Annotated in this window: 22 protein-coding genes and 2 tRNA genes; 12 read left to right on the top strand and 12 right to left on the bottom strand. The window is 59.5% G+C overall.

The features are described 5' to 3' along the window. The first annotated feature begins 53 nt into the window (after positions 1-53). Positions 54-782: a FadR/GntR family transcriptional regulator gene (locus tag CCK88_RS06390; protein ID WP_086469637.1), complete on the top strand. Its 729-nt coding sequence runs from the start codon at positions 54-56 to the stop codon at positions 780-782. An 18-nt stretch (positions 783-800) separates the two neighbouring features. Here the strand turns inward: CCK88_RS06390 and pcaF are convergent, their stop codons facing one another. From pcaF to CCK88_RS06405, 3 genes are read right to left on the bottom strand one after another with little or no spacing between them, the layout of a single operon-like run. Next, positions 801-2,003, bottom strand: coding sequence for a 3-oxoadipyl-CoA thiolase (gene pcaF, locus CCK88_RS06395; protein WP_086469638.1), 1,203 nt, complete (start codon positions 2,001-2,003; stop codon positions 801-803). Between the two features lies 1 nt (position 2,004). Beyond that, positions 2,005-2,676, bottom strand: a complete 672-nt coding sequence (locus tag CCK88_RS06400; protein WP_086469639.1) for a 3-oxoacid CoA-transferase subunit B — start codon at positions 2,674-2,676, stop codon at positions 2,005-2,007. Then, on the bottom strand, positions 2,673-3,395 hold the full coding sequence (locus CCK88_RS06405; protein ID WP_086469640.1) for a 3-oxoacid CoA-transferase subunit A: 723 nt from the start codon (positions 3,393-3,395) through the stop codon (positions 2,673-2,675). Before CCK88_RS06405 ends, CCK88_RS06400 begins: the two co-directional genes overlap by 4 nt. Positions 3,396-3,522: 127 nt before the next feature. On the opposite strand from CCK88_RS06405, the gene CCK88_RS06410 reads away from it, so the two are divergent. Beyond that, complete coding sequence (locus CCK88_RS06410; RefSeq protein WP_210189906.1) at positions 3,523-4,278, top strand: IclR family transcriptional regulator domain-containing protein; 756 nt, start codon at positions 3,523-3,525, stop codon at positions 4,276-4,278. Positions 4,279-4,293: 15 nt separating this feature from the next. Here CCK88_RS06410 and CCK88_RS06415 read toward each other — a convergent pair. Beyond that, positions 4,294-4,367 (bottom strand) — tRNA-Gly (locus CCK88_RS06415). A gap of 199 nt (positions 4,368-4,566) precedes the next feature. Here CCK88_RS06415 and CCK88_RS06420 point away from each other — a divergent pair. Continuing rightward, a tRNA-Tyr gene (locus CCK88_RS06420) sits at positions 4,567-4,651 on the top strand. A gap of 555 nt (positions 4,652-5,206) precedes the next feature. Here the strand turns inward: CCK88_RS06420 and CCK88_RS06425 are convergent. Beyond that, positions 5,207-5,407, bottom strand: coding sequence for a hypothetical protein (locus CCK88_RS06425; RefSeq protein WP_140048900.1), 201 nt, complete (start codon positions 5,405-5,407; stop codon positions 5,207-5,209). 1,380 nt (positions 5,408-6,787) lie between these two features. On the opposite strand from CCK88_RS06425, the gene CCK88_RS06435 reads away from it, so the two are divergent. Genes CCK88_RS06435 through ku (CCK88_RS06445) form a run of 4 tightly spaced genes read left to right on the top strand, consistent with a single transcriptional unit; the run spans position 6,788 to position 8,923 of the window. Then, positions 6,788-7,270: a CC0125/CC1285 family lipoprotein gene (locus CCK88_RS06435; RefSeq protein WP_086469643.1), complete on the top strand. Its 483-nt coding sequence runs from the start codon at positions 6,788-6,790 to the stop codon at positions 7,268-7,270. After that, entirely contained in the window at positions 7,267-7,617 is a 351-nt protein-coding gene (locus CCK88_RS18210) for a hypothetical protein (RefSeq protein WP_140048901.1), read from the top strand. Before CCK88_RS06435 ends, CCK88_RS18210 begins: the two co-directional genes overlap by 4 nt. Continuing rightward, a complete protein-coding gene (locus CCK88_RS06440; protein WP_086470846.1) occupies positions 7,610-8,035 on the top strand; it encodes a thermonuclease family protein in 426 nt (141 codons plus the stop codon). Before CCK88_RS18210 ends, CCK88_RS06440 begins: the two co-directional genes overlap by 8 nt. A 60-nt stretch (positions 8,036-8,095) precedes the next feature. Further along, complete coding sequence (ku, locus tag CCK88_RS06445) at positions 8,096-8,923, top strand: non-homologous end joining protein Ku (protein ID WP_086469644.1); 828 nt, start codon at positions 8,096-8,098, stop codon at positions 8,921-8,923. On the opposite strand, the gene ku (CCK88_RS06450) is transcribed toward ku (CCK88_RS06445), so the two are convergent. Then, the gene (ku, locus tag CCK88_RS06450; protein WP_086469645.1) at positions 8,920-9,783 is read right to left on the bottom strand and encodes a non-homologous end joining protein Ku; all 864 of its coding nucleotides are present in this window, start codon (positions 9,781-9,783) and stop codon (positions 8,920-8,922) included. The two genes, ku (CCK88_RS06445) and ku (CCK88_RS06450), sit on opposite strands and share 4 nt — an antisense overlap. Before the next feature lie 134 nt (positions 9,784-9,917). On the opposite strand from ku (CCK88_RS06450), the gene CCK88_RS06455 reads away from it, so the two are divergent. Beyond that, positions 9,918-10,607, top strand: coding sequence for an SOS response-associated peptidase (locus CCK88_RS06455; protein WP_086469646.1), 690 nt, complete (start codon positions 9,918-9,920; stop codon positions 10,605-10,607). On the opposite strand, the gene CCK88_RS06460 is transcribed toward CCK88_RS06455, so the two are convergent. Next, entirely contained in the window at positions 10,594-11,133 is a 540-nt protein-coding gene (locus tag CCK88_RS06460) for a hypothetical protein (RefSeq protein WP_140048902.1), read from the bottom strand. The genes CCK88_RS06455 and CCK88_RS06460 overlap by 14 nt on opposite strands. A 448-nt stretch (positions 11,134-11,581) precedes the next feature. On the opposite strand from CCK88_RS06460, the gene CCK88_RS06465 reads away from it, so the two are divergent. Together CCK88_RS06465 and CCK88_RS06470 are read left to right on the top strand one after the other, a co-directional pair. Then, complete coding sequence (locus CCK88_RS06465; protein ID WP_086469648.1) at positions 11,582-11,809, top strand: hypothetical protein; 228 nt, start codon at positions 11,582-11,584, stop codon at positions 11,807-11,809. A gap of 299 nt (positions 11,810-12,108) precedes the next feature. Next, on the top strand, positions 12,109-12,726 hold the full coding sequence (locus tag CCK88_RS06470) for a LuxR C-terminal-related transcriptional regulator (protein ID WP_086469649.1): 618 nt from the start codon (positions 12,109-12,111) through the stop codon (positions 12,724-12,726). On the opposite strand, the gene CCK88_RS06475 is transcribed toward CCK88_RS06470, so the two are convergent. Then, positions 12,704-13,036, bottom strand: a complete 333-nt coding sequence (locus CCK88_RS06475; protein WP_140048903.1) for a hypothetical protein — start codon at positions 13,034-13,036, stop codon at positions 12,704-12,706. The two genes, CCK88_RS06470 and CCK88_RS06475, sit on opposite strands and share 23 nt — an antisense overlap. A 213-nt stretch (positions 13,037-13,249) precedes the next feature. Here CCK88_RS06475 and CCK88_RS06480 point away from each other — a divergent pair, with 213 nt between their 5' ends. Further along, positions 13,250-13,885 carry a response regulator transcription factor gene (locus CCK88_RS06480; RefSeq protein WP_170926377.1) on the top strand — a complete coding sequence of 212 codons (636 nt, stop codon included), beginning with the start codon at positions 13,250-13,252 and terminating at the stop codon, positions 13,883-13,885. 168 nt (positions 13,886-14,053) lie between these two features. Here CCK88_RS06480 and CCK88_RS06485 read toward each other — a convergent pair whose 3' ends face one another. Further along, positions 14,054-14,497 (bottom strand): hypothetical protein, encoded by a 444-nt coding sequence (locus tag CCK88_RS06485; protein ID WP_086469652.1) that lies wholly within the window; start codon positions 14,495-14,497, stop codon positions 14,054-14,056. Positions 14,498-14,583: 86 nt separating this feature from the next. Here CCK88_RS06485 and CCK88_RS06490 point away from each other — a divergent pair, with 86 nt between their 5' ends. Then, entirely contained in the window at positions 14,584-14,943 is a 360-nt protein-coding gene (locus CCK88_RS06490; protein ID WP_140048904.1) for a hypothetical protein, read from the top strand. A 13-nt stretch (positions 14,944-14,956) separates the two neighbouring features. On the opposite strand, the gene CCK88_RS06495 is transcribed toward CCK88_RS06490, so the two are convergent. The 3 genes from CCK88_RS06495 to CCK88_RS18655 are packed head-to-tail and all read right to left on the bottom strand — an operon-like array spanning position 14,957 to position 16,019. Next, the gene (locus CCK88_RS06495) at positions 14,957-15,292 is read right to left on the bottom strand and encodes a hypothetical protein (RefSeq protein ID WP_086469654.1); all 336 of its coding nucleotides are present in this window, start codon (positions 15,290-15,292) and stop codon (positions 14,957-14,959) included. After that, positions 15,289-15,687: a hypothetical protein gene (locus tag CCK88_RS06500; protein ID WP_086469655.1), complete on the bottom strand. Its 399-nt coding sequence runs from the start codon at positions 15,685-15,687 to the stop codon at positions 15,289-15,291. The genes CCK88_RS06495 and CCK88_RS06500 overlap by 4 nt, the downstream gene beginning before the upstream one ends. Continuing rightward, complete coding sequence (locus CCK88_RS18655; RefSeq protein ID WP_244557442.1) at positions 15,687-16,019, bottom strand: hypothetical protein; 333 nt, start codon at positions 16,017-16,019, stop codon at positions 15,687-15,689. The genes CCK88_RS06500 and CCK88_RS18655 overlap by 1 nt, the downstream gene beginning before the upstream one ends. Positions 16,020-16,101 lie beyond the last annotated feature (82 nt).

The following is a 16,101-nucleotide window of genomic DNA, read 5'->3' on the forward strand; positions in this document are numbered from 1 at the left end:
CGTTCAGTGGTGGGGCTGCCACGCCCCACTGCAAGCGCTGAAAAGGCGCTGCGATGATAGAAACCGGCGGGCTGATCCGATCCCTGTCCGGGCGACGGGCTGCACGCAACTTCCACAATTTCGTCATCAACGAAATCGGACATGCCATCGTCACCGGCACATTTCCGATCGGGTCGGTCCTTGCCAGCGATGCGGTGATGATGGAGCGCTACGGGGTCTCCCGCACGGTGCTGCGCGAGGCGCTCAAGACGCTGGAGGCCAAGGGCCTTGTCGAGGCGCGCCCCAAGGTTGGCACCCGCGTCTCCCCGCGCAGCCGCTGGAACTTCTTCGATCCGCAGGTTCTCACCTGGCATTTCGACGCCGCGCCCGACGCCGAACTGTACGACAGCCTGTTCCGGGTGCGCGAGGCGCTCGAAGGGCCGATGATCCTGCTGGCCACCCGCCACCGCACGGCCGAGCATGTGCGTCTGCTCAAATACTGGTGCCACCAGATGGAAACGGCCGGCGACAGCGTCGAGCAATACGGCCTTGCCTGCCTCGAAGTGCATGGCGTGATCGCCGAGAGCAGCCGCGACCCCCTGCTCCGCTCCATCCTCGGTGTTGTCGAACTGACGCTGGCGCTGGCCCTGACGCGCGACCGGGCAATGAGCGCGGAGGCCTATCGCAAGGAGGCGTCAGCGACATTCATCGCGCTGACGGCCGCCATCGAGGGCGGCCGTGCAGAAGAAGCCGCCTCGCTCTACGAAGCTATTCGGCGGCTCGACCGGCGCCAGGCTGTGTAGCCCGGCGCCGGAAGACGGTCACACGCGCTCGAGCGCGATGGCGATGCCCTGCCCCACCCCGATGCACATCGTCGCCAGCGCCCGCTTCTTGCCGCCGAGCGACAGTTCGAGAGCAGCCGAGCCGGTGATGCGCGCACCACTCATGCCGAGGGGATGGCCAAGGGCGATGGCGCCGCCATTCGGGTTCACGCGCGCATCGTCCTCGGCAATACCAAGATCGCGCAGGACCGCGATGCCCTGGCTGGCAAAGGCTTCGTTGAGCTCGATCACGTCGAAATCGGCCTGGCCGAGGCCGAGCCGCGCGAAAAGCTTCTTGCTCGCGGGGGCGGGTCCCATCCCCATGATACGGGGCGGCACTCCTGCCGTCGCACCGCCCAGGATGCGGGCAATGGGGGTCAAGCCATGCTTTTTCGCCGCTGCCTCGGACGCAATGATGAGAGCCGCTGCGCCGTCGTTGACGCCGGACGCGTTCCCGGCCGTCACCGTGCCCTCGGGAAACAGCGCCCGGAGCCGCGCCAGGCTCTCGACCGTGGTGCCGGCGCGCGGATGCTCGTCGGTGTCCACGATGAGCGGATCGCCCTTCTTCTGGGCAATGCTGACCGGTACGATTTCCCGCGCCAGGCGACCGTTCTTTTGCGCGGCGACGGCCTTGTCCTGACTGCGGACGGCGAACTGGTCCTGCGCCTCGCGCGACACGCCAAAGTCCCGTGCGACATTCTCGCCGGTCTCGGGCATGGAATCGACGCCGTACTGCGCTTTCATCAACGGGTTGACGAAGCGCCAGCCGATGGTGGTGTCGTAGATTTCGGCATTGCGGGAAAAGGCCGCGTCAGCCTTGGGCATGACAAAGGGCGCGCGGGACATGCTTTCGGTGCCGCCGGCGATGACAAGTTCGGCCTCGCCAGCCTTGATGGCGCGCGCGGCCGCGATAACGGCGTCCATGCCGGAGCCGCAGAGCCGGTTGATTGTCGTCCCGGTGACGCCGACAGGCATGCCTGCCAGAAGCAGGCTCATGCGGGCCACGTTGCGGTTGTCTTCGCCGGCCTGGTTGGCATTGCCGAAGATCACGTCGTCGACGGCATCCCAGTCAACGTCGGCGTGCTCGGCCATCAGCGCGCGGAGCGGAACCGCGCCGAGGTCGTCGGGGCGCACCGATGACAGCGATCCGCCGAAACGGCCGATGGGTGTGCGCCTGTAGGCGCAGATAAAGGCTTCCGTCATCTCAAAGCTCCGGGGCGACGAGGTCGCCGATCGTGTCGGGCAGCACCAGTTCGGCGCCGGTTACCGATTGCAACTCATCGACGCTCATGGCGGCCAGCTTTTCGCGCAGGACGAAACGCCCACACTCGATGTCGAGAACCGCCAGGCTTGTGTAGACACGCGTAACGCATCCGACACCGGTCAGCGGCAGGGTGCAGGTCTTGACCAGCTTGGGCTTGCCGTCCTTGGTCACGTGATCAGTAATGACCGCGACGCGCTTGGCCCCGTGCACCAGGTCCATGGCGCCGCCGACGGCGGGAACGCCCTTGGGGCCCGTCGACCAGTTGGCTAGGTCGCCGTTTTCAGCGACTTCGTAGGTACCGAGGATGGCGACGTCGAGATGGCCGCCGCGCACCATGCCGAAGCTGTCCGCATGGTGGAAGAAGGCTGCACCGGGCTTGAGCGTGATCGCCTTCTTGCCCGCGTTGATCAAGTCCCAGTCTTCTTGGCCTTCCGGTGGTGCCTCGCCGAAATTCAGCACGCCGTTTTCGGTGTGGAAGATGGCCTGGCGCCCGGGCGGCTGGAATTTGGCGACCATTTCGGGAAAGCCGATGCCGAGATTGACATAGGCACCGTCCTCGATGTCCTGCGCGGCGCGCCAGGCGATCTGGGCGTTGGAAAGCTTGCTGGTCATGCGTAGGCCACTCCTTCGCGCATCAGGGCTTCTTCCTGTCTGGCATCGGCGACCTCGACGACGCGATTGACGAAAATGCCGGGGGTGATCACCTGTTCGGGATCGATCTCGCCGGGGGCGACCACCTGCGTGGCCTGCACGATGGTCACCCTGGCCGCAGCCGCCATCAGCGGCGAGAAATTTCGCGCCGCCTTGCGATAGGTCAGGTTGCCCATCGTATCGGCAAGTTCCGCCTTGATCAGCGCCGCGTCGGCTTTCAGCCAGCGCTCCTGGACGTAGTGCTTGCCATCGAACTCGGCGACCGGCTTGCCCTTGGCGACATCGGTGCCGTAGCTGGCTGGGGTGTAGAAAGCCGGAATGCCGGCGCCGGCAGCACGGATGCGCTCTGCCAGCGTGCCCTGCGGCACCAGCTCGAGGGCGATTTCGCCCGCCAGATACTTTTCGGTGAAGGCACGCGGATCGGCCGAGCGCGGGAAGGAACAGATCATCTTGGCGACCATGCCCGCGTCGATCATCGCGGCGATGCCGATGCGGCCGTTGCCGGCGTTGTTGTTGACCACCGTCAGGTTTTTCGGGCTACCGGTGGCCTTGAAGCGGTCGATGAGCGCATGGATCAGCTCGATAGGTGCACCGGAGCCGCCAAAGCCGCCAACCATCAGCACCATGCCGTCCTCGATGCCTGCCACTGCCGTGGCGAGGTCGGGAACTGTCTTGTCCATATGCGCGCACTCCTTCCGCCATACCGCGTTTTGAATGGCTTGGAGATAAGAGCAGCCTTCCCCTGTCCGCAACGCCATTTGTGCGATATGCTGCATTTGTTGAGTTATCGCACAAATGGTGGTGCTAATGCTGGAACGCGACATCATGGGCGGTCTTGCCAAAGGCCTTCAGGTCATCGAGACGTTCACGGCCGACAAGCCACGCCAGTCCATATCCGAAGTCTCCGCAGCGTCCGGCCTCGACCGGGCAACGGCGCGGCGTTGTCTGCTGACGCTGTCGCACCTGGGCTATGCCGACTATGACGGCAAGTATTTCACGCTGACACCGCGCGTGCTGCGCCTCGGGACAGCCTGCCTTGCCACCATGCCCCTGCCCCAGATCGTGCAGCCGCATCTCGACCAGCTGTCGAGCGAGCTGGGCGAAAGCTCATCGGTGTCGGTGCTTGATGGAGCCGAAATCGTCTATGTGGCACGGGCCGCGCAACGCAAGGTCATGTCGATCAGCCTGATGCCGGGCTCGCGCCTGCCCGCCTTCTGCACGTCGATGGGACGCATCCTGCTTGCCGCCCTGCCCGAAAGCGAGGCCACGGCGATTCTCGAGAGATCTGCGCTGACGGCGCGCACCCGCCACACCCTGATCGACATCGGTGCCATCATGGCCGAACTCGAGCGCATCCGCGGCGACGGCTTCGCCCTGATCGACCAGGAGGTGGAACTCGGACTGCGCTCGATCGCCATCCCCGTCCTAAACGCCCGTGGCGCGACGGTCGCCGCGCTCAATATCGGCCTGCCCGCCACCCAGGCCGACATCACCGAACTGCCCCGACTGTTTCTCGCACCAATGCGGCGCGTCCAGAACGAACTGCGCGCACTTCTCAGATAACGATGCGGGAGGAACTGGAGCGGGTAGCGGGAATCGAACCCGCGTATTCAGCTTGGAAGGCTGCTGCTCTACCATTGAGCTATACCCGCCCGAAGGCGAAGCCACTCGCTCCGATTAGCCTGAACCGGGCGGCTATGGCAAGTGTGCCACCGCGAAGCTTTCCACAAAATGCGTGATGAACCAAATTCTTGCGGGAGAGTCGTGCAAGGGTGTTGACACCTTTGCGACAGCCCACCATAAACCGCCCGACGAAAACGCCAGCGCGTTTCGTTTCCTGCCCGAAAATGTGGAGGGGTGGGAGAGTGGTTAAATCCATCAGACTGTAAATCTGACGCCTCAGGCTACACTGGTTCGAATCCAGTCCCCTCCACCAATTTCCCGGCATAACTAGCTGAAATCGCTGTAGAAAATGCAGAGGGCGCCATTGGCGCCCTAAGTTTTTTCATAAGGTGGTTGGCCGCCATGCGTGACGCTTACGGTATTCGGTCATCGAACGCCGGCCACAGCGCGTCACCACCATAACTCATTGAAAAGGCAGGAATAAGCGGCGATTTCCCATGCTTTCGTCACCACCCCTGGAGAGAGCCGGAAATGCCCGGTTCGTGGTCGGGATTCCGACCTCGGCAGTGCCGAGGGCCATTGGGCGATATGGGAATTGCCATATCGGAATCAAAACCCCGTTCAGACGGTTACTCGGGCGGGGTGGATGTTTGGCTGGTAGCCTGACACCACTTGAACGCGATGAACAGGTTGCGGAGTGGATTGAGCGGACGGAACGGGCACAGATAGTTTCGTTGCAATCTGCAACAAAACCCCAAGGCGGGCGACCAGAATCCGGAATCAGCGCCGCAAAACCCCGCGCCTGTAGATGCCGGTGGTGTCGGCGGCGCGGGGGTGTGTCGGCTGGTGAGGCCTTATGAGTTGGCCATTAAGCCGCGCTATCGATGGTCAAGATTTTGTCCAGGACCGTCTCGGCAAGGGACGCTTGGCCTGCTTCGTGGAAAATCAAATATAGGTCTCCCCACGTCACGGGCGTATTGGCGCCGCAGCGTCTGGCTGCTGGCGGCGGATCCTGCGGCTTACCAATCGGCATCACATCGCGGATGGGGACGATTTTGGAAATGGTCATTGTCTTCTCACTGGTTTGGCTTGCTACGGCCTGACCGGTGTGCGTCACCGGAACCGGGGGTTAGCAACTTGCCAGTGAGACAAGCCGACGCGCTTTTAAGCTTTCGCTCTGGACATGGCGTGCCGCCCCCGGTATCAGTGATACCGAGCTGCAGCGACCGCCAAGTCGCATGCCTGCGCTGTTGAGCCCGCCAAGGCTCTCACGCTCAGCAAGTTTACCCCGCCAAGGGTATCTTGCGTCACTGGTCCGGGTTGCTACGCCCGCGGACTAGAATGCACTTCCCATAGTTTCCGAAAAGCTAAAATTCCCCACCGGGGGGACGCAACTTCGCGTTTTGGCGCTTGACCACAGGAACGTTATCGGCCGTGGTGCGTTCGCGCGCGAGGTGCAATTGCGCCCCCCCAACCATCTTGGATGCAGCTTTGTGGTGCCAGCGAATCGGCTGGCGCTCAATGAAAGGGCACATCAATGTGCAGGTTGCAGCCTTCGCCTCTCATCTTGACCCGCAAACTCGATGCCGCGCTGCCGCCTGAATTCAAGGGCCCGCTGGGCAACACCATTCTCTCTGCTCCGCCATAGCCGCGGACGATCTCGGGTAGGTAGCTCACAAAAAAACACCCGCCGACCGTGAGGCCTGCGGGTGAGAGTTTCTTGCTTGCGCGCGATCGCGCCGACCCGCCTTAATTCGCTATCTTGTGGTTAGAATTGGATCACGCGGTCTGGAAATTCAATGCCTGACACCCCTCTCCTGCTGACCAAGGCACAAGCGGCAGCGCTCCTAGGCGTATCGGCCAGTACATTCGCAAACTACGTCAAAGCAGGCAGCATGCCTCCGCAGGTGCCGGGCCTGAATCGATGGAGCCGCACACAGATCGAGCGCGCCGCGGCTGGCGAGCCTTGGCATCAACCGGCTCCGCCGGCTGCGGCTGCGGATGAATACGCGCGCTGGGAGGCCTCTTACGATGCGCGACGGTCGTCGACTACCTTGCCGCACTCAACGGCGAACAGCGACTTCAACCCTGATCTTCCCTTAGGTAAACGGGAGATCAGATTGCTTCTAGCGTTACACGGCCGCAACGAACCAATCAAAGAAGGTGACGTACCTGGCGTAAGCGTTGCTACAACTGAGAAGCTGGGGCTACGGGGGTATCTCGAGCCGAGCGGCTACTTCTTTAAATTGCTGCTTACAAGAGAGGGGAAGGCCGCGGCTGAAAGGATCAAGCGCTCGGTTTAAACCGTAGGTAGGGAACCCACATCCGGCCAAACGGTGCGACGCGTGAAGTCCTTCAAAGCGCCGAACGTTAATGAAGAGTGAAGATAACGACTTGTCTCCCGGCGTACGCTGATATTGATTAGCCGGCATATGAAGGGGGCTTCACTATGCTTACTCGCCTATTTGCTGTGCTCGGCACAGCTGCAGTCCTATGCGCCTGCTCTACTACCTACAGCGATATGGGGCTGGCTGGGGGCGTTTCAGCTTCGCCCGTTACCAGCGACGTCTACCGGATTTCTTCTCGCGGTAATGGCTTCACAGACGCCACAACTATCCAAGATTATTCGCTGCTGAAGGCTGCGGAAACAACTTTATCCGCGGGCAAAACGCACTTCATCATTCTATCGGGCAACGACACAACGCGAGTGTCTACCCAGCGCACTGCCGGCACGATGTACACGAATTTCTACGGGAACACCGCCTACAGCACGTACTCGCCTGGCTACAGCTACAACATCGTGAAGCCGGGCGAAGACCTGATGATACGAGTGTTCACCCCGGGACCGCGAGAGCAATTGCCGGTTAGCGCCTTCCGCGCACAGGAAGTCTTCGATTCCATCAACCCGCGCGTACAGCGACCTAAGTCGTGAAGGCGCCGTTCTTTTGTTTGGTGGCGTGGGCTTTTGCGTCCCTGCCAGCGCACGCATTCTGCATGTCACCAATTGTGCCGTTCAATTTCGGGCCGCCCGACCCTCCCGGGTCTTTTAGCCGCCCTAATGTTCCGTATTGCCTGTCGAGCTACAGTTATAGCGCCAGTCACACCTGCGAAGAGTGGGAACTCGACCGCTATTTTTCAGATATCGACGCTTATGTGGCGTCTTTGCAAAGGTATCTGAACGAGTTCAATGACTTCACGCGGGAGGTTGCAAGTCTTTCCGAAGATGCAGAGCGTTACGCAAATTGTGAAGCCAAAGAGGCAACTACTCAGCATGAATAGCGCACCAGCACTTTCGGCGTTCGCGGCATTGTTCTTGTCGCTCGTCTTCGCGTTCCCTGCCCACGCCCAAGAGCGCACCGCCCACTTCAACATGTGCGGACGCGACCGCCACACCTGTGTGGTTGATGGGGACACGATATGGCTCGACGGCATGAACCTGCGACTCGAATCGTACGACACCCCCGAGCCTTACAACGACATCTGCGGCGGCCGAGCCGAGGTCGAGCTTGCCAATCGCGCCAGTCGACGCTTGCTGGACCTGCTTAATAACAATGCCTTCACGGTCCAGACTAGCGGCACCGACCGTTACGGCCGAGTGCTGGCCACGATCAAGATCGGTGGGCGCGATGTCGGCGACATACTGATCTCTGAGGGCTTGGCGCGACGCTGGCCGAATGGTCGCGAATTCTGGTGCTGATCAGCCTACGGAACATGAGGAGCCAGTCATACGTTTGCCACGCGTTCCTTGGAGGCAGACATGGTTGCTCGACCCTATTGGCGCGGATACCTTAAGCTCTCCCTGGTCACGTGCGCCGTGACGCTTTCGCCGGTGACGACCGAGGGCGGCAAGGTTCGTTTCCACACGATCAATCGTAAGACGGGCGACCGGATCTACACCCAGTATGTGGATGCCAAAACCGGCAAGGCCGTGGACAAGGAAGATCAGGCGCGCGCCTACGCCAAGGCTGAAGACGAGTACGTCATTTTGGAGGACGAGGACCTTGATTCCGTCCAACTGGAAAGCGCGCGCACCATAGATATCGATGAGTTCGCGCCGGCCGACTCTATCGAGTGGGTCTACTTCGACAGTCCTTACTTCGTTGTGCCGGCAGACGACGTCGGAGAGGAAGCTTTCAGTGTCATCCAGCAGGCAATGAAGGAAAAGGACGTGGTGGGCATATCCCGCCTGGTCATTGGAAATCGCGAGCGGGCAGTGATGCTCCAGCCGTGGGACAAGGGCATCATACTTTGGACCCTGAGGTTCGGCGACGAGGTTCGTGACGAGGACGAGTATTGGGAAAAGGTGGACGACCATAAGGTCGACAGCAAGATGCTCGGCATGGTTCAGAAGATCATCGAAGATCGTACCACCAGCTGGTCTGAAACCATGGTGGAGGACCCGGTTCAGGATGAGCTGCTGAAAATCATCAAGTCCAAGTCCCCATCCAAAAAGAAGGCGAGGGCTAAACCCAGCGACGACGGCGAAGACGAGGCGCCCAAAGCCACGAACGTCATCGACCTGATGGAAGCGCTCAAGCGCAGTCTGGAAGGAAAGCCTGAGGAGACCAAGAAGGCAAAGCGCTAGCTGGCCTTTTTGCGCGGCGCCGCTTTTTCTGTTTTCGCAGCACTCGATTTCCTTGACCGCTTGGCGGGCTTGCTTTCGACCTTTTCCTCACCGCCGGCACTCATGCGCAGGGCCTCGAGCAGATTGTTGGGCTTGGTCGGCTCTGGCTTTTTGAAGGGTATGATCTTGCGGCCTTCGATCTTGGCCTTGACCAGATCTGCCAGTGCCTGCTCGTAGCGGTCGTCGAATTTGCTGGGATCGAACTTGCCCGCCTTCTTGCTGAGAATATGCTGGGCGAACTCCATCATCTCGGCGTCGATTTTTCGGGCAGAAATGTCCTTGAAAGCAGCTTTCGCGGACCGCACCTCATAGTCGAAGTTGAGGGTGGTCGCGATCAGCCCCTTGCGATGGGCCCGGATCAACACCGGCCGCAACCGTCTGAAGAGAACTGTGTGGGCAATCGCGGCAGCCTTGCTCTTTTTCAGTGCCTCGCGCACCAGCACGAAAGCCTCTTCCGCAGCATCGTTGGCCGGGAGGAGATAATAGGGTTTGTCGAAGAACGTGGTTTCGATCTGGCCGCAGCTGATGAAGTTATCGACAGTCAGCACCTTGTCACTGTTTGGAACCGCAGCCGCGATCTCCTCTGGCTCTAGGATCACGTGCTTGCCCTGGCTAGCCTCATACCCTTTCACCTGATCTTCGGCTTCGACAGGTTTTTTTGTCTTCTCGTCCATGTAGACGCGACGAAGCCTGTTGCCGGTGTCCCGGTTCACAAGGTTCAGGGAGATGCGTTCAGAGGTCGTGGCGGCGGTGTACATCGCGACCGGGCACACCAGCTCCGCGATCTTGATTGATCCCTTCCAAATCGCTCGTGCGGCCATGGTATCCTCCAACAACGCAGGCGTTGAACGACTCACCACGGGCCCCAGTTCCGGCAGCGGTACACCGCTGGCATCGGCGGATATCCTGTGGTTTGCTGCGCCAACGCTATTCGAGGCTTTGAAGGGAAGCGCTGATGTGTGGAAGGTTCACCGCGGAGTATACCTGGGCACAGCTCCATGCGCTTTACAGCCTGAGCGACGAGTTATTCCCAGTCGCGCCACACAACATGCAGCCCCGCTTCAACATCGCACCCACGCAAGAAGTCGATTTCGTTCACCTCGATAAGGCTGGCGAGATGGAGCTCGATCGCGGCCGTTGGTGGCTGGTGCCGTTCTTCGCCAAGGAATTGCCCAAGGCGGCCATGTTCAACGCCCGCATCGAGACTGTCGATACCTCAGGCGCATTCCGCGAAGGCTTCAAGTCGCGCCGCTGCCTGATTCCCGCCGATGGCTATTTCGAGTGGACCAAGAATGAAGAGGACGGCGGCAAAGACCCGTGGTTGCTGCAGCTGCCAGGCGGCGCACCTTTCAGCTTCGCCGGCATCTGGGCCCACAACGACAACTTGGGCGTGACCAGCTGCACCATCATCACCGCGCCGGCCGTTCCGGAGATCGCGCACATTCACGGACGGATGCCGATCATACTGTCACCAGAGGCCTACGGCACCTGGCTAAATACCGAGATCCAAGGAACGGACGCGAAGGCGCTGCTGCTCGACGCGCAAATCGATAACCAGCTCGAGTACCACCGCGTCAGCCGCGCTGTGAACAACAGCCGCTATGAAGGCACCGACACAAAGATGCCGCTTCTCAATTCTCTGTAGGCACCCCTGCCAGGCCCATTTCAGCGTCGATCATCGCCTTGAAGTCTTCAGCCGTCATGGGCTTGGGCGGCTGCCCCTCTTTGCTGTTCTCGATCACAAACGCCCCTTGGCGAAGGACAATCCGACGCTTTGGATGAAACAGGGCCGCGGCCACATAGGCGCCGCGCGCCACCATGAGGTTGTCTGCCGTCGCTACCGTTTTATCGAGGCTATAGGGGTAGGTGTCGCCACCATCGACAACCCGATAATTGGGCTCGACGGACGGCTTTGCTGGAGCGTGGACCTTCAGCTTTGCTGGCTGTGGGTCAATCCAGAGATTCATGCCCCGGCGCTTGCAGGCCGGGCAGCGCATCCGGTCGGTGAAATGTGCCTCAGATCGATCAGGCACCAAAGTCTGCGCAGGCCCTATTGTCTGAATGAGACGATCCAGGTCCACAGCCTGCCGAGCTCGACATGTTGGGTGGCGGCAAAGGGCCCAAAGGACGTGACCTTGGGCCTTAATGTCGTGAAGCGTTTCGATGATCATGTCGGAACCTCGCAGGTGGCAAGGTTCCGACTCCTACACCGTGAACATAATAGGAACAAGCCGGAAGGGAAATGAGCCTGCCTGAATTGCCGCCTCAGTGGATCCCATTCGGCCTCCGCTCTTCCCACGACCGAATTAACCCAGTTAAATTGCTACCTCTGACACTTTTCCTAAGGTCTGTGGGTCGCCTCGGCGGCGACCCTAAGTGCTCAAACCAGAAGGTTGAAGCTTCCGCCATATCATCGAAGAGGTAGGCCATGTCGCATCAGTCTGTTCCGTGTTCTTCCTGCGGGCACGCAAATGAAATCTGCACACGTAACCTGGTGCCGGGGACAGTGATGAACTGCAGCCAGTGCGGAGAGCCCATCGCAAGATGGGACCGTCCGGGCGATCAAGAAGAATGGCAGTTCATCCCCATTGCTCGGCCCTCGGCAGAGGAGATGCGGCCATGAGCGAGTTTCGGGTGGTCGATATGAGACGGTCGGAAGCCAACGAGCTGCATCAGAGTGCTAAGTCACCCGAGGAAGCGGCACGCTTGGCGTTGGGTATGGACCTGACGCGCGCAGGTGTGCCGCGCAATCTTGTGTGCCGGGTTTATTGGTCCGATCAGCCTGGCAGCACCAACATGGTCCGTCTCTACCAGCGTGCGACTGACCGGCAACGTCAGCGTCACTGAGTTCTGACCAACATTGACCCGAAACGCGGGCGTCCGAGGGCGTGTCCGCCGAGTGTCGCGCTACGATGCGTGGAACTTATCCCAGCGCGTTACGAGAACGAACTGCAAAGATGACCCTGCGTCAAACTCGATGCCGAACTACACTTGGCCCGCCCCCGACGAGATATGCTAAATCGATGTAATGCGCCAATTGTAAATTCCAGACGCATGTCTTCTTAACATATTGTCAAACCAAAAAATCTTGTATTAACCTATGATAGGACGCAGCACTTAAGTCATTGACTCAAAGGCAGCACTAAATGAATCGGGAAGTGATTTGGGACGAGAAGACTTCCTACTTTCGCAAGATTGCTGAAGAAACCAAGATCCTCGGCTGGATCACAGACTCTGATGGATACGCTTTCTATTTCAGTTCTGCATGGCGAGACTTCGCAGGGGTGGACCCAGCCTTACCTGTCGGCTTCGACTGGCTGAGCTTTGTTCATCCCCACGACACTGCTCGCGTGCGGCGCAAATTCTTCGACGCGAACGACTCTGCTGCGGAGTATGGGGTTTCATACCGTATGAGGACGAAGGCCGGAAACTACCAGCTGGTTTGGGGACACGGCGTGCCACGCCTGGATGATGAGGGGAACTTCCAAGGATATCTGGGCATGACCCAAACAATGGAGGCCTATCGTGCGAAGGCTGAAGCCATTGTGGAAGCCGGCGGACTTACCTTGATAAAGCCCCTGTCAGAGCGAGAGCGGCAAGTGATGACGATGGCCGCTGAAGGACTTTCGAATATCGAAATATCCATGGCGCTCGAAATCTCGGAACGCACCGTGGAGACGCATGTTCGTCATTCCGTTGAGAAGCTTGGTGCAAACAACCGCGTTCACGCTGTTGCCAAAGCTATCCGGCTGTCCGTCCTATAGGGGCTGCAATACGGAACTCGCGGAACTGGCCATCCAGCAGATTCCCCCATTGGTCAGGCCAGGCATTTTGGTCCCCGGAGATGGTGAGGTTCAAGGGGCCGTAGCAGGCGATCAACACGGCATAGCTGAGCGCGAAAGGCAGCTGCATGTAATCATCAAATGGGGGTAGCGCGACGCCAAAGGCAACGAGCTTCTCTATGTCGCGCTCGGGAGCACTCACCTTCGCCATCGAGTGACCGTCCACCAATTTCAGGTGGACAACCACGTCGCTGTCGCTGGATTTGCGCTGATACCAGAACTGCCCCAGCATGCTCCGCTCCATCTCGCCGCGGCGCAACATGTAACGAATCTGTATCTAGTGCAATTGGGATGTTAGTCGCAGATGCCCACTCCCGATGTGGCGAACCCGGATAGGTACGATCAAAAACCCGGGTGGCGAACAAAACCCTAATGTGGCCAGCCACAATTTTCGAACTGCCCCACTTAGCGCATTCTACTGATGAGCAATTACGGGGGCTTACGAATGGACAAGGATACAGTTCTGCCGGCGAGTGCGCGACGCGGGAAGCTCATTCATATCGTTGAGGCCGACACTGCGAGCAGAGAAAGCTTGGCTCGTCTCTTGCGGCTGGAGGGCTTTGAAGTTGTCGCATTCCAGTCTGGCGTCGAGGCCATCAATGGACTGAAAGGAAGAATGCCGGATTTGGCGATTATTGCCCTGACCCTGCCCGACATCAGCGGCCTCGCTGTGTTGAGTATTCTGAAGGGCAACGGAGAAGGTTTACCGGCCATAATGATCGCGAGCCAGCTCGATTTACCCTCGGCCATCTCCGCGATGAAGCATGGGGCGGCAGACGTCTTCAGTCAGCCAATCGACTTCGAAGCTCTATCGAGTTGTGTTCGCGCCATCTTCAAAAAAGATGTCCTGGTAACCGCAAACCCAGATGGAGGGCGCAGTGTTGTTGTCCGTGGCTTCAACCAGCTCACGCCCCGAGAGCGCGAAGTTCTGCAGCACATCACGGACGGCTGCTCCAACAAGGAAATGGCGAGAAGTCTAGGCATCTCTCCCCGGACGGTCGAGGTTCATCGGGCAAGGGTTATGGACAAACTGGGAGCAAGGAACACAGCCGCCATGGTCCGTATGGTGATGAGCTCGTGATTTCGTATACTTTCCGCCGCTGCTGACCCACTGCCAAAGAAAATCAGCGCCTGCTCGTCGGCCCTTGCGCTACTGCTGCATGGCAATGTCGCAGTACCGCTGTTAGTTCGGCGACGACGACGGTCAGGCCCGCGACCTCGGCCGTAACGGCGGCGGTCTTGGCAGCGACTAACTTTGAAGAGGTGTGGAGCTTAGGGCAAAATTGTTGCGCCATCCCGCAAATTTAGCGTCAACATCATCAATACGGAAATATCGCTCCGCGGCCGTCTTGCTGGTCGGCTTGTCGCGACGTGACAGCGGTTCCACCACAGACCTTGGAATGATGTAGATCGCACGGTAGGCATGCTGGGCGCCCGGGAGGATCACAAACGCGATCCAATCGAAAACATCGTAATCCTGATATCCGATATATGCCGAACCACGCTTATAAGTGCGGGACTTAACCGAAATTCGCTGCGGCGCTGAACCGAGTGGCTGAGCAATGACATCATAGCCGGGCCAGTTGTCTGGCACTTTAAGCGCAGGCACGCCCGCAAGCGTCATCTCGGCCGCGACAAGCATTTCGCATGCGTCGCCCATTTGCTTTGTGGTGTAGGCGCGCAGCTCCTGCAATTTTCCATCCTTGGTCTTTCGCGTTGAATAACGCTGTTACCTAGACGAGGATGAAGCACACGCCAACTGGGAGGGAATTCGGGAAAATGATCCGGCAAAAGAAGCTGGCAGCCATAGTTGCTGCGCTCATCATTGGGACTTCACCCGCAATTGCTTGCACTAGTTATGAGCAGGAAGTTTTCAACGTGGCGATGGCGGTTGAAGGTTTCAGGAAGTCCACCGATTTTACGCAAGACTACGGGTGGGCACCTGGTGGGCCGTATGGTCAGTGGCTTTCGAAGATCAGACAACTGAGCGAAGACGAAGTCAACGCTAGAGGCCTGCTAATCGCCCACGGCTTTGTTCCGATGGACATCTACATGGTGGCAGATGAATTCCGGACTGCCGGAAAATTGGATTCCTATTTCACGCAGGTCGATGCGGCGATTGCAGGATTGGAGTGTTAGATCTGAGGGCGCCCTAACCCCCCGCCCTGCTCCGCGGAGCCGCCGGCTTCATCAGCCCGTCGATGCGGCCGTTGAGGTGGTCCAGCTTTCCAGACACGCCGTCGATGGCCTTCATGATTTGCGACGTCTGCTCGGCCATCCCTGCCTTTGTCGTGTAGGTTTCGGCGACATGCAGCTTGTGCGCCGCCAGTTCATCGCGGGTCACACCTGCCAGCGCAATGGCGGCTTCGGCGCGAACCACGGCGTCTTTTTTTGCTTGGTCGATCAGCCCCCAGATGCGCCAGAACCCACCGGCAATGGCGCCGCCGACGACAATGAAGGCCGCGACGATTTCCCAGGTCAGGATCATGCGCGCAGTCTCCGAATGGCGAAGGTGCCGGCGTCGGCAATGACGATGGCTGGTACAAGCACCAAGGCCATGTCGTGGATTTTGGCGGGCACGTCGACCACAACCAGATCCAGCCCAAACCAAGGGTTGACGATCTGCACCAGGTAGATCGCTGCCCACCACAGTCCGAACGGGACGACGATTAGCCAACGGCCCACTGACGTCGCCGACCAGGCGCGACCAGCCTCTGCCAACGCAATGTCGCGCGCTGCCTCGATGCGCGTTGCGGCCTGCTCGGCCGTAAGCCGGTCGGCGTCATTGTCGGCCCGCAGCTTGGCCTCATAGGCCTGCAACAGCGGCCCGGTGAACTGGCGCAGAACGCCGCCACCGAGCCAGTCCAAAATGGTGCGGAGCATTACGTCGTCCAACCCATCCGTTTGGCGAGCCGATACCATCCCTCAACAGCAGCGGCGATTGCGACGCCGGCGCCGATTTCCAGCATAGCCATGATTTCAGGATCTCCGGCGAGAACATCCGCCAAGTCCTGGCCGAGAATGCCTCGCGCGACGAGAAAACCCGCTGCGTAGCGCAGCAGGATACGAAGATAAGGGGTCATGTTTTGAGGTTCCAAAATGGTTGTTCCTGTTGAATAACTGACAGGTAATCCACGGTGCGGCTGTGATTTCTGTTGGTCCCGATTTGACCCGGCAACCAAATCAGCGCACATAAGCGGAGCGCTCTTCGTCATGAGTTTTTTCAATGACGGAGTCTGCCGATGGCGAAGCGAAGCACCCCGAAAGCCTGGTTTCCGAAGTGGCTGCCCTTGCCTT

Origin of the sequence: Devosia lucknowensis (genome assembly GCF_900177655.1) — a bacterium.
In the GTDB taxonomy this organism is placed as follows: domain Bacteria; phylum Pseudomonadota; class Alphaproteobacteria; order Rhizobiales; family Devosiaceae; genus Devosia; species Devosia lucknowensis.

Bases quoted from the DNA above. Each gene is read 5' to 3' on its own strand.
- CCK88_RS06460 (WP_140048902.1), bottom strand. From the start codon at position 11,133: ATGATCATCGAAACGCTTCACGACATTAAGGCCCAAGGTCACGTCCTT.
- CCK88_RS06475 (WP_140048903.1), bottom strand. From the start codon at position 13,036: ATGCTGGGGCAGTTCTGGTATCAGCGCAAATCCAGCGACAGCGACGTG.
- CCK88_RS06490 (WP_140048904.1), top strand. From the start codon at position 14,584: ATGATCCGGCAAAAGAAGCTGGCAGCCATAGTTGCTGCGCTCATCATT.
- CCK88_RS06410 (WP_210189906.1), top strand. From the start codon at position 3,523: ATGCTGGAACGCGACATCATGGGCGGTCTTGCCAAAGGCCTTCAGGTC.
- CCK88_RS06480 (WP_170926377.1), top strand. From the start codon at position 13,250: ATGGACAAGGATACAGTTCTGCCGGCGAGTGCGCGACGCGGGAAGCTC.
- CCK88_RS06465 (WP_086469648.1), top strand. From the start codon at position 11,582: ATGAGCGAGTTTCGGGTGGTCGATATGAGACGGTCGGAAGCCAACGAG.
- CCK88_RS06400 (WP_086469639.1), bottom strand. From the start codon at position 2,676: ATGACCAGCAAGCTTTCCAACGCCCAGATCGCCTGGCGCGCCGCGCAG.
- pcaF (WP_086469638.1), bottom strand. From the start codon at position 2,003: ATGACGGAAGCCTTTATCTGCGCCTACAGGCGCACACCCATCGGCCGT.
- CCK88_RS06440 (WP_086470846.1), top strand. From the start codon at position 7,610: ATGAATAGCGCACCAGCACTTTCGGCGTTCGCGGCATTGTTCTTGTCG.
- CCK88_RS06470 (WP_086469649.1), top strand. From the start codon at position 12,109: ATGAATCGGGAAGTGATTTGGGACGAGAAGACTTCCTACTTTCGCAAG.
- CCK88_RS06495 (WP_086469654.1), bottom strand. From the start codon at position 15,292: ATGATCCTGACCTGGGAAATCGTCGCGGCCTTCATTGTCGTCGGCGGC.
- CCK88_RS06500 (WP_086469655.1), bottom strand. From the start codon at position 15,687: ATGCTCCGCACCATTTTGGACTGGCTCGGTGGCGGCGTTCTGCGCCAG.
- CCK88_RS06435 (WP_086469643.1), top strand. From the start codon at position 6,788: ATGCTTACTCGCCTATTTGCTGTGCTCGGCACAGCTGCAGTCCTATGC.
- CCK88_RS06455 (WP_086469646.1), top strand. From the start codon at position 9,918: ATGTGTGGAAGGTTCACCGCGGAGTATACCTGGGCACAGCTCCATGCG.
- ku (WP_086469645.1), bottom strand. From the start codon at position 9,783: ATGGCCGCACGAGCGATTTGGAAGGGATCAATCAAGATCGCGGAGCTG.
- CCK88_RS18655 (WP_244557442.1), bottom strand. From the start codon at position 16,019: ATGACGAAGAGCGCTCCGCTTATGTGCGCTGATTTGGTTGCCGGGTCA.
- ku (WP_086469644.1), top strand. From the start codon at position 8,096: ATGGTTGCTCGACCCTATTGGCGCGGATACCTTAAGCTCTCCCTGGTC.
- CCK88_RS06425 (WP_140048900.1), bottom strand. From the start codon at position 5,407: ATGACCATTTCCAAAATCGTCCCCATCCGCGATGTGATGCCGATTGGT.
- CCK88_RS06390 (WP_086469637.1), top strand. From the start codon at position 54: ATGATAGAAACCGGCGGGCTGATCCGATCCCTGTCCGGGCGACGGGCT.
- CCK88_RS06405 (WP_086469640.1), bottom strand. From the start codon at position 3,395: ATGGACAAGACAGTTCCCGACCTCGCCACGGCAGTGGCAGGCATCGAG.